We start from the raw sequence: 11,906 nt of genomic DNA on the forward strand, positions 1-11,906 counted from the left end.
AAAATTGCTTTATTGTTTGATTAGTTTTCCGGTACTCACATTACCATTCCAATCTAATTCATAAATATACATTCCGGACTGCAATGCTTTTAACGAAATAGTTGGTGATTTTTTTGAAATTGTCTGTTCTGTTATTTTTTGTCCTAGGATAGAATAAATGCGTAGAATACCAGTATCAAAATTTCCATTAAAAGAAACAGTACTTATATCAGTTGTTGGATTAGGGTATAAAAAAATATCTTTTATTGAAAAATCATTAATTCCTAATCCATTCAAAGCAAATCTAAAATCTGGAATTCCATATCCATATTGATTGTCTGGAACAGTATACCTATCCGATGATTTTATAATTAAGTCTTTAATTTCTTTATTGGTTTTACTCGGAAACGCTTGCCATAAACAAGCCACCATTCCCGCTGTAATTGGACTCGAAAAAGAAGTTCCGTTTGCTGTTATAATATTCCCCGAGGAATCAGATAAAACTACCGATTGCCCTTGTGCCATAACATCTGGCTTTACTCTTCCATCAAATGAAGGACCGATGGAGCTAAAACCAGTTACCGTTTTGGAAGCTGTAACCGCACCAACAGTAAGTACTGAAATACCATCAGCAGGAGCTCCGATATGAGGATTTACTGTAGCCCCTTCATTTCCAGCAGAAGCAACCACTATCATACCACGCGAAAAAGCGATCTCTGCACCACGAGTGATAAAGGTAGTTTTACCATCCATATCATTATAGGTATGATTGTATGCTGCAGTATCAAATTCAGAATAACCCAATGAAGTATTGATAACATCTACTCCCAAACTATCTGCTTGCTCCGCCGCTTCCACCCAATACGATTCCTCAACAGGATTTTCGTTTGCACCATCTTCTGTTCTAAACAAATAAAAAGAAGCATCTGGAGCAGTTCCTACAAGAGCATTCTCTTTATATCCTCCCATAGAAGATAAAACCATCGAGCCATGTGAATCTCCTACATAAAAATTGGCATCTTTATTCACAAAATCATAACCTCCAAGTATTTGATTATTGTCTCGAAGCCTTTGAAATGGTTGCGCTGTATTAACCCCAGGAAAACCTGCATCCATAACCGCAATTATTATTCCAGAACCAGTATAATTCTGCTGATGCAATATATCACCATGAAGCATTTGGATTTGGTTTGCAGAACTGCCATAAGCAAAATCTACTAACTTTTCCATTCCCTTATTAACGGCTTTCATTTTATTTACAGCTGCTTTTTTTGCAGTCGTATTGAGTGATTTATTGGCAAAATCAATTTTATCTACAAACGAAAAAGATTTTAAAGAATTAATATCTGTCTGAGTTCCGCGAATATGCAAAGCATTCAACCACTTTGATTTGGCCATAACAGTAATGCCTGAAGCAGCTTTTATTTGGCTAATAAAACTAGCATCAATAGGAATATCTTTAGAATCTAAAGGAATACTTTGTTTAGTTCTGCGATCTAAGGCTCTTTGCGAAAGCATCAACAAAGGATTGTCATAATAACTTTGAGAATTATTTTTGATGTTAAAATATACCCAAGCATCTTCTTGAGAAAACCCAACAAAACAGGAAAAGAACAAAATAATAAAAAGTATTTTTTTCATGTTTTGAAAATAATTAAACTCTTGATTTAAGAAATAACCCCAGAGCCAATTAACTCATCATTATGATACCAAGCAGCAAATTGCCCTTCTGTAATAGCAGATTGTGACTCCTCGAATGAAATATACATACCATTCTCAAATTGATGTAAAGTCGCTTTCTGTAAAGGTTGTCTGTATCGAATGCGAGCCATAACTTCCATCGTTTCACCATTGGCCAAAGCCAAATCTTCACGAATCCAATGCACCTCAGATTTCTCTATAAACAAAGCTTTTTTGAACAATCCAGGATGCATACTTGACAATCCCGTATAAATTGTATTGGTTTCAACATCTGTAGCAATAACAAACAAAGGATCAGTTGTTCCTCCCACATTCAAACCTTTTCTTTGGCCAACCGTAAAATAATGAGCTCCTTGATGTTTTCCCATTACCTTACCCATTTTTGGTGTATAAGGCATTTTTTTGGAAGCAAAAAGTAATTGTTCTTCAACAGATAATTCGTCCTGCATTTCAGAGGAATATATGGGATCGTTTTTATCAATTTGAATAATTGTTCCTTCCTTCGGTTGCAGTTTTTGTTGCAAAAATTCTGGTAGACGTACTTTCCCGATAAAACAAAGTCCTTGCGAATCTTTCTTTTCGGCAGTCACCAATTCCATTTGAGCAGCTATTTCCCTGACTTCTGGCTTGGTCAATTCACCAATTGGAAACAACGCTTTGGACAATTGTTCCTGAGACAATTGACATAAAAAATACGATTGGTCTTTATTACCATCAACACCTGCAAGGAGTTGAAACGCTTTTTCTCCATTCACTTCGATTTCACCTTTTCGGCAATAATGTCCAGTAGCCACATAATCAGCACCAAGACTCAAAGCGATTTTCATAAAGACATCAAATTTTATTTCCCGATTACAAAGTACATCAGGATTTGGAGTTCTCCCTTTTTCATATTCACTGAACATATAATCAACGATTTTTTCTTGATATTGTTCGCTTAAATCAACCGTTTGAAAAGGAATACCTAATTTTTCAGCAACTAATAAAGCATCGTTACTGTCTTCCAACCAAGGGCATTCATTTGAAATTGTCACTGAATCATCGTGCCAATTCTTCATAAAAAGACCTATTACCTCATATCCTTGCTGTTGCAACAAATATGCTGCTACACTTGAATCCACACCACCAGAAAGACCTACAACTACACGTTTCATTACTAAACTATTGAATGTTTGAAAATTTAATCTTTTGCAAAAGTACAAATAATATACCTAGTTAAGACTATTTGAGATTGATGAAAACAATACTGTAATAGTCCGAATTAATACTATTTTTATCTTTAATGCAATATAAAAGTGCAAAACGAAAGATAAATTCAATTTAGTCATATATTCTATCAAACAAAAAAGGCCTAAACATAATTTAAAAAAAACTGAATTTATAATTTCTAAACTCTTAGTCTATTTTTACTTTGTCCCTTTTGAGTTGTGGCTTTTTAGGCTTATCCATATTTTCCTCACTTTCTAATTTTCCATTGATAAAAAACTGCCACTTCCCAACTTTCTTGCCATTTTTGAACTTTCCTCTTGCGATGACAAGATCATTCGGATCTTTATAAATAGCTTCACCTTCGTATTCTCCATTTTTAAAAAAGCTGTTTTCCAAAACAATTCCTTTCTCAGAATATTTTTTATAAACTCCTTCTTTTAATCCATTTTTATAAATCGTTTCATCCACAACTTTACCGCTTGGATAATATACAGTTCTGACTCCTTCGAGCTTTCCGTTTTTATAATTCTCCAAAGTCATAACAGATTTTGAAGCTTTATGATAGTATTTCCATTTACCTTCTCGTAATTTGTTTATCTCTTTGCCTTCACTCACTACGTTTTTATTCTGATCATAAAAAATAGTATAACAAGAGTTGTCATTTGAACTAAAAGTTCTGGTCGCTATTATTGACTTTGCTTTCGTGTCATCAAAAAAATTAAAAACACCAACTTCTTTTCCGTGCTCAAAAGTTCCTTCATAACGTTGTCTTCCTGATTCTTCATAAAATCCTTTCCAAACACCATGCTTTTTCCCATTCTCATCAACTGGATTGGAATCCGTTTGTGAAAAAACAACTTGGCAGCACAAAAAAAGGGTCAAAAATCTAAAAATATAAAACATAAAATTTTAATTAAATTATCTAAAAACCAATAGCATAACCTCAAAAATTAACTATTATTATGAGGCAACATTATTTTATAAAAGTACGTAAAACTTAATAATTCAAAATTATAAAAAGGCTTAATAATTGGTTTTATTATATATTGAAATACTATAAAAAAGCAACGATAAAAAATCGTTCTTCTAAGAAAAAATTAAAATCAAAAAAATTATATTTTGTTTACTTTTTTTGAATAAATATGAATCAAAAAAGAAGCATGAAAAAATCACAAACATCAATGATTAAAGACACTAAACATCAAAATAAATCAAATATAGGATTAAACAAAATATAAGGAAAACATAAATTTTCACTTTTTGTTTAATTATTTTTAAAATACATTAAACAAAATAAATAATTATAATTAGCTTTGTTAAGTAATAACCATTTAATAATCAACACTTAACAATTAGTATTATGAAAAATCTATTTAAATTCAAAAAGGCAATAGCTTTAGCACTTTTAATAATCATCGGTACCTCATGTAACAATGATGATGACACAACTACTACACCTGTTACGGATAATACTATTACAGGAATTGCTTCAAGTAAAGCCGATTTCTCAATATTAGTTGAAGCATTAACCAAAGCAGATTTAGCAACAACATTAAAAGGAGTTGGGCCATATACTGTATTTGCCCCAACAAATGCCGCATTTACAGCTTTTCTTAAAACCACACCTTATGCAACTATTAAAGACGTGCCAAAAGAAGCTTTGACACAAATATTACTAAATCACGTAGTAAGTGGCAAAGTAAAATCTACCGATTTAACATCGGGATACATTAAAACTCTTGCCAAAGGTGGAGCATCAACAACCAACACTCTAAGCATGTATGTCAATACTTCATCTGGCGTAAAACTAAATGGTGTAGCCAAAGTTGTCACCGCCGATATAATGGCAACAAATGGAGTTATTCATGTTATTGATGCAGTGATAGGGCTTCCCACTATTGTGGATCATGCAATTGCCAACCCAAACTTCACCACATTAGTAGCTGCATTGACTTATAACCCAGCCTCTGGCTTTGCGGGAATATTATCTGGAACAACAAGTTCTCCTTTTACCGTTTTCGCACCAACAAATGATGCATTTGGAGCTTTCTTGACAGAAACTGGTTATTCTGGATTATCTGCAATACCAGCCAATATATTGGAAAAAACATTAAAATATCATGTAGTAGCTGGCGCGAATGTAGAATCAAAACAATTGACAAACGACCAAGTTGTAACAACTTTTTCTGGGCAAAATGTTACCGTAAAATTTACCCCTACCCGTTTATTGGATGCAAGCGGAAGAAATTGCAATATCATTGCAGTTGATGTCCAATGTTCTAATGGAATAATTCACGTTTTAGATAAAGTTTTATTACCCACTTTTTAATAAATGAATTTAATTGGTTGTTAATTGTAATTTGTTAAAAACGAAAAAGCTCCTATTTTACAAGGAGCTTTTCTATTTACATTCGATTTCTTTTTTTATTTCTTTTTTGCTTTTTGAGCTTCAGCCTGATCCATAGCTTCTTGCAATCTCTGCTGGAATTTACCTGGCTTTTTAGGCTCTTTCAATTTATTCTCTTGAATTTGAGCATGGATTTTATCTGAATCTACAATGTAGTTTTTAATTACAAACATAATTCCGATAGTAATCAAGTTGGATATAAAGTTATACAAACTTAGTCCCGCACCATAAGTGTTAAAGAAAATCAACATCATGATTGGCGAAACGTAAATCATAATTTTCATCATCTTAGCCATATCCGGCATTCCTTCTTGCTGAGGAGCTGCCATTTGTTGATCGCCAGATGTCATTTTCATATAAAAGAAAATCGCAACAGCTGCCAAAATTGGAAACAAACTAATATGATCTCCATACAATGGAATATGGAAAGGCAATTTATAAATCGAGTCGAATGAAGATAAATCATCTGCCCAAAGGAAACCTTGTTGTCTCAATTCAAAAGCAGATGGAAAAAACTGAAACGAAGCATACATAAACGGAATCTGAATCAAAGCCGGAATACATCCTGCCATAGGATTTACACCCGCCTTATTATACAGCTTCATGGTTTCTTGCTGCTTTTTCATTGGGTCTTTTTTGAATTTTTCTCCCAATTCAGTAATATCAGGTCTTAATACTTTCATCTTTGCTTGAGACAAGAATGATTTATAAGTAATAGGCGACATTGCTATTTTAATAAGAATCGTAAAAATGATAATCGCTATTCCATAAGAAATCCCACCCGTTAAAAACCCGAATAACGGAATAAAGATAAATTTATTAATCCACCCAAAAATACCCCAACCCAACGGAACGATTTTTTCTATATCCTTATCATAAGCCTTCAAAGTAGCATAATCAGTCGGTCCAAAATACCAACTCATTTTATAATCTAGTTCTCCATTTTGGAAAGCCAAAGGAACATTTGCTCTAAGGTCTTTTGTAAAAATTGTATCTTTTGTTTCATCCACAACCAACTTATGTGATTTTAAAGATGCTTTCACAAAAGGAGTATTGGTCAACAAAATAGACGTGAAAAAATGTTGCTTAAACGCAATATAATCAACTTTTTCAGGTGATTCTTCCTTGTTTTCTCCATCGGCAACATAATCATGTTTGCCTTCTTCATATTGAAAACGAATCTCAGTATATCTATTTTCATATGAAATGCTTTTTTCGCTTCTGAACGTTTTCAAATCCCATTGCAAATCCAATGGTTTAGATGTATTCAAAACTTTGTTCAAACCTTGGGTACGAACATCAAAACCAACCATATAATCTTTTGGTTTCAAAATATATTTGTATTCCAAATACTCATTCGCACCAGCTTTCAATTTCATAGAAAGAATTTGATCTGCACCAACTTTCGTCAATGTAGGCTCAAAATACAAGTCTTTAGTATTTAAAACTCTATTGTCATTAGTTTGCAATTGAATATTCAAATCGGCATTGTTGTCTTTTATCAAAGAAACCAACTTTCCTGATTTTTTCTCGAATTTTTCAAAATTTTTCAAAGTGGCTTCAACAATGTAACCACCTTTGTTTGCGATTTTTAATAAAACAAAATCATTTTCGATTGTTGTAACATCATTTTTCGCTGAAGGTAAAGTCGCAGAATAAGCAAAACCACCCAATGTTTTTTGCAATCCGGCCAATTGAGTAGAATCACCGGCTACAATAGCCGCTGGAGTTTCAACAGATTTTACGGCTACTGCTTTAGCTTGCGCTTCTTTTGCAACCAATTCTTTTTTAGCCTTTTCTGCAGCAAGTTGTGCCTCTGAAGGTTTGTTTTGGTACATCATCCAAAGAAAAATACCAATAATCAACACAATACCTATAACCGAGTTAAGGTCTAATTTTTTGTCTTCCATTTTTATTTATTGTTGTTTACGTCTTTCTAATCTAGATAAATTAGAAACTGATTCCGTTAGTCATCAAAATATCTTAATGTTACACATTTAGACAACTATTATGCCAAATAATCTAATTCTAAACTTTTATTTCTTTTTTGCTTTAACAGCTGCAGCCACAAAACTCACAAAAATAGGATGCGGATTCGCTACAGTACTTTTATATTCTGGATGGTATTGTACACCAATAAAGAAAGGATGGTCTGCTAATTCGACAATCTCTACTAGACCCGTATCAGGATTAACACCTGAAGAAATCAATCCTGCTTTTTGCAATTGTTCAACATATTGACTGTTATATTCATAACGATGACGGTGACGTTCTGATATAGATGTCTTTCCGTAAATTTTGTACGCCAATGAATCTGGTGTAATTTCACATTTCCATGCTCCAAGACGCATTGTACCTCCTTTATCTGTAACTGTTTTTTGATCTTCCATCAAATTCACTACAGGATTTTTGGTTTTATCGTTCATTTCGGTAGAATTGGCATCCGCTAATCCTAATATATTTCTAGAATATTCGATAATTGACATTTGCATTCCCAAACAAATTCCAAAAAATGGAACTTTATTTTCACGAGCATAACGAATAGCTTCAATTTTACCTTCTATTCCCCTTTCCCCAAAACCAGGAGCTACAAGAATTCCATCTAATCCCGATAATTTTTCTTTAATATTCTCAGCATCTATAAATTCTGAATGTATCGAAATTACATTTACTTTGGTTTCATTAGCAGCACCTGAATGAATGAAAGCCTCAAGAATTGATTTGTAACAATCTTGCATTTCAACATATTTTCCAATCAAACCAATATTAACGGTATGTTTTGGAAATTTTAATCTACGTAAGAACGTATTCCAGTTTTTTAAATCTGGAGCTGCTTTTTTAGGTAAATCCAATTTTTTCAAAGCAACAACATCCAATCCTTCTTCCAACATTAAATTTGGCACTTCATAAATTGTAGAAGCATCAATAGATTGAATAACTGCTTCTCTTTTTACATTACAAAACAAAGCCAATTTATTACGAATTTCATCTGAAATCTCATGCTCTGTTCTACAAACTAAAATATCAGCTTTGATACCGCTTTCCATCAAAGTTTTAACTGAATGCTGAGTTGGTTTCGTTTTTAATTCACCCGCTGCAGCCAAATAAGGAACTAAAGTTAAATGAATAACAATTGCATTATTTTCACCTAAATCCCACACCAACTGACGAACTGATTCGATATAAGGTAACGATTCAATATCTCCAACAGTTCCTCCAATTTCAGTAATAATAATATCATAATCACCAGAATTACCTAGTAATTGCATTCTATCTTTGATTTCGTTGGTGATATGAGGTACAACTTGAACCGTTTTACCCAAAAATTCTCCTCTACGCTCTTTTTCTATTACAGAAAGATAAATTCTACCAGTAGTTACATTATTAGCCTGAGAAGTAGGCACATTCAAGAAACGTTCGTAGTGCCCTAAATCCAAATCTGTTTCTGCACCGTCATCCGTTACATAACACTCGCCGTGTTCGTAAGGATTCAAGGTTCCTGGATCAACATTTAAATAAGGGTCAAATTTTTGAATAGTCGTTCTATATCCTCTTGCCTGTAACAATTTTGCCAAAGATGCCGCTATAATTCCTTTTCCTAAAGAAGAAGTCACACCACCTGTAACAAAAATATATTTCGTTTGATTCATTCTGTTGTTGTTTGTATTGTAGTTATGTAAAAAACGTGGCAAAAGTACAAATTTAATTGGAATAGTAGACTGTCCAATTATTAGAATTTTAGACTTATTAGATTATTGGCTAATTAGCAAACAACTTTAATCTAACCATCTAAAATTCTAATAAATTAACACTCCAATTAAGGTTTTGGGTACTTCTTTTTTATGTTCCGAATTAATTCTTCGAGCCCGTTAAGTTTTAACTCATAAATTAATTTCAATTGTTCACCCAGTTCTCCTTTTGGGAAACCTTTATTACTGTACCACACAATGTAATACTCTGGAATATCAATAAGAAACCAGCCTTCATACTTACCAAAAGGCATTTTGGTGTGGGCTAATTTTATGAGTTGTTTTTGGTTTTGATCCATTTTTATAAGAGAATAAAAAATAGAGAATAGATGTAATGAAGAAATCTTTATTCTATACTCTGTTTTCTATTTTCTCAATTTTATTATTTCCAATTAAAAGTAATTCGTTTCTCAATATCCGTATTCAAACTTAAGAAAACTGGACAAGTCATTGCAGCTCTTTCCAGAATAGTTTTGTCTTTTTGTTCTGTCACACCTTGCATTTCAAAAACAATTTCGATCGCACCAATTTTTCTAGGCTCAGCATTCATAATTTTGGTAACTGCAGCAGTCGAACCTTTAAAATCAATACTCATATCTCTTGCTTTTATCCCCATTATTGTCATCATACAGGTAGCCAAAGCATTCGCAACCGAATCAGTTGGAGAGAAAGCTTCTCCTTTTCCGTTATTGTCAACTGGAGCATCTGACAAGATTTCACTGCCGGATTGTATATGAACAGATGAAGTTCGTAAATCTCCTAAATAAGTTACTTTTGAAGTCATTTTTTTTTCTAAATTATGGATTATGAGTTATCTGTATCTGCAATCTAGATTCTGCAGCCTAAACACTATTTCGCTTCTTTAATAGTCAAATCAGTGTCATAATACAGAATATAAACACCTTTATTAGCATATCCGCCTTCTTCATTTTTATGATATTCAAACTTGTTTTCAACTTGTTCAGTTATCATCGTTTCGGCAGTTTCCTGATAGGTTTTATCTTGTGACAAACGCATCATCGTATCAAAAGTAATATCAAAACCACGAATAGCATAGGTACTTGGATTGACTTTATTCTTTTTTCTGTAACTCTGCATGAATACTTGAGCTTCTGGAGAATTATTTTCACGAGTTGCAGAAGGATACATCAAATGCAGTTTAGTCAAATTTTCAAAACTGATTTCATCGGTATCCAAAGTTTCATTAGGCTCTAAAATAACCAATTGCACCTGATATCCGTTACCCATTGCCCAAAGCATCGTGTTTATAGTGTATTTAATCATACCAGTGTTGGCAGTTTCCAAAACAACATAATTCATTTGGTTTCTTACCAATAATGCTTTAAAACTTTCCACATTCAAACCGCCTGTAGGAGTCAATGGTGCTATTTTTACTGCTGCTTGATTATCCAAAATATACTTTCTGATTGTTTCTTTTTTCTTATCAATCACTGCTATTACATTACCTTGTTTAGCATTCATAAAATCAAACATGGCTGTTTTCATAACAGTTGTCGATACAATAGATTGATATAAGTTTGGAATTAGATCGCCCGCATCTTTTGACAATGGTGAAATCACCGGTACATTGTTTTGGACAAGTAAACTAGCTGTCCTTTCTACATTACTTTGATAAAATGGCCCAACTACCGCATCTGCATTGGCAAGATTATTATCACTAAAAACAGAAGAAACATTTGAAGTAGTTTTAGATTCATTAGAATCAAAAATTTTCACATCCATTGAAACACCAACTTGTTTAGCAGAATCTATTGCCATCATTGCACCCGAATAAAAATCTAAAGTCATATTTAGAAATTTATCATTATTCAATCGATTAACTGTTGAAGTGATGGTATCTCCTCCATTTTTGGCAATATTAAAAGGAAACAACAACACCAAAGTCTTCTTGTCCTGACTGCTTTTTTGAGTTAAAACCACCTTCTGTTTTGCAAAATTTGCCGCAATTTGATTTGATTTTGAAGGCACTTTCAAAACCATTCCTTCTTGAACACCTGCTGATAAAGTTGGATTCAATTCAATTAATTGCTGCTGTGTCAACCCAAACATTTTAGACAAACTATAAAAAGTTTCTTTAGGCTTCACTGTATAATCAATATATTGAACTGGTTCAGGAACACTAACTGCTACATGCTTTTCACTTACAACTTTTGTTTCAGCTGCAGCAACTTTAGCAACTGGTTTAGATCCGTTTCCTTTTATCAACAGCTCATAACCAACAGTCAAATTGCTCACAATCTCAGGGTTTTTTCTTTCTAATTCTTCAATAGTGATATCGTATTTCTTTGCTATCGAATACTTAGTTTCTTTTGACTGTACAGTATGATAAACTGCTACATTCTTTGCTGCAACTGGAACTTTTACGCTGCTTTTGGAAGGGATATTTAAAACTTGACCAATCTGTAAACCATATTTTTCAAGATCTGGATTAGCTTTTTTCAAAGCCTCATCAGTTACTTCGTATTTCTTTTCAATACTAAATAAAGTTTCCTTAGCAAGTACCAAGTGTGTTTTTGGTTGTTGTATAACTGTTTTCGGCTGTTGCGGTACAGGTTTTGTTGGAGCCACATAATTTTTCCCATTACTTACGGGAATCAACAATACACTATTGGGTTTCAATCCATTTTGTGCATCCGGATTTAGTTTATAAATTTGATAAGGAGTGATTTTAAACTTTTGGGCTATTTGAGCAACCGTTTCTCCTTTAACAACAACATACTTCTCTATTTTTTCTTGCGAAAAAGCGGAGGTCACTGAAAATAAAATAGTAAAAAAAAGTATTGAAAAATAATTCATATTAATAGACTTCATCTGTGTTTTAAATTTCAGTAAAAATACTG

At 33.0% G+C, this 11,906-nt stretch carries 9 protein-coding genes; 1 reads left to right on the plus strand and 8 read right to left on the minus strand.

Translation table 11 applies throughout. The features are described 5' to 3' along the window. Positions 1–9 precede the first annotated feature (9 nt). The 3 genes from J2W95_RS01660 to J2W95_RS01670 all read right to left on the minus strand — a co-directional run bounded on the left by J2W95_RS01660 (position 10) and on the right by J2W95_RS01670 (position 3,792). A complete protein-coding gene (locus tag J2W95_RS01660; protein ID WP_310003276.1) occupies positions 10–1,620 on the minus strand; it encodes a S8 family serine peptidase in 1,611 nt (536 codons plus the stop codon). A gap of 26 nt (positions 1,621–1,646) precedes the next feature. Further along, entirely contained in the window at positions 1,647–2,834 is a 1,188-nt protein-coding gene (gene mnmA / locus J2W95_RS01665) for a tRNA 2-thiouridine(34) synthase MnmA (protein WP_310003278.1), read from the minus strand. 241 nt (positions 2,835–3,075) lie between these two features. Then, positions 3,076–3,792, minus strand: a complete 717-nt coding sequence (locus tag J2W95_RS01670; protein WP_310003279.1) for a toxin-antitoxin system YwqK family antitoxin — start codon at positions 3,790–3,792, stop codon at positions 3,076–3,078. 457 nt (positions 3,793–4,249) lie between these two features. On the opposite strand from J2W95_RS01670, the gene J2W95_RS01675 reads away from it, so the two are divergent. Continuing rightward, the gene (locus tag J2W95_RS01675) at positions 4,250–5,218 is read left to right on the plus strand and encodes a fasciclin domain-containing protein (protein WP_310003281.1); all 969 of its coding nucleotides are present in this window, start codon (positions 4,250–4,252) and stop codon (positions 5,216–5,218) included. Positions 5,219–5,313: 95 nt separating this feature from the next. Here the strand turns inward: J2W95_RS01675 and yidC are convergent, their stop codons facing one another. From yidC to J2W95_RS01700, 5 genes are all read right to left on the minus strand, one after another. After that, positions 5,314–7,206 carry a membrane protein insertase YidC gene (gene yidC / locus J2W95_RS01680; protein ID WP_310003283.1) on the minus strand — a complete coding sequence of 631 codons (1,893 nt, stop codon included), beginning with the start codon at positions 7,204–7,206 and terminating at the stop codon, positions 5,314–5,316. A gap of 126 nt (positions 7,207–7,332) precedes the next feature. Continuing rightward, entirely contained in the window at positions 7,333–8,946 is a 1,614-nt protein-coding gene (locus J2W95_RS01685; RefSeq protein WP_310003285.1) for a CTP synthase, read from the minus strand. A 167-nt stretch (positions 8,947–9,113) separates the two neighbouring features. Next, positions 9,114–9,344 carry a DUF3820 family protein gene (locus tag J2W95_RS01690; RefSeq protein WP_077377026.1) on the minus strand — a complete coding sequence of 77 codons (231 nt, stop codon included), beginning with the start codon at positions 9,342–9,344 and terminating at the stop codon, positions 9,114–9,116. A gap of 83 nt (positions 9,345–9,427) precedes the next feature. Beyond that, on the minus strand, positions 9,428–9,829 hold the full coding sequence (locus J2W95_RS01695) for an OsmC family protein (RefSeq protein ID WP_310003290.1): 402 nt from the start codon (positions 9,827–9,829) through the stop codon (positions 9,428–9,430). Positions 9,830–9,894: 65 nt separating this feature from the next. Then, the gene (locus J2W95_RS01700; protein ID WP_310003292.1) at positions 9,895–11,877 is read right to left on the minus strand and encodes a LysM peptidoglycan-binding domain-containing protein; all 1,983 of its coding nucleotides are present in this window, start codon (positions 11,875–11,877) and stop codon (positions 9,895–9,897) included. Positions 11,878–11,906: the final 29 nt, after the last annotated feature.

It is taken from the genome of Flavobacterium granuli (assembly GCF_031456055.1).
Classification (GTDB): domain Bacteria; phylum Bacteroidota; class Bacteroidia; order Flavobacteriales; family Flavobacteriaceae; genus Flavobacterium; species Flavobacterium granuli_A.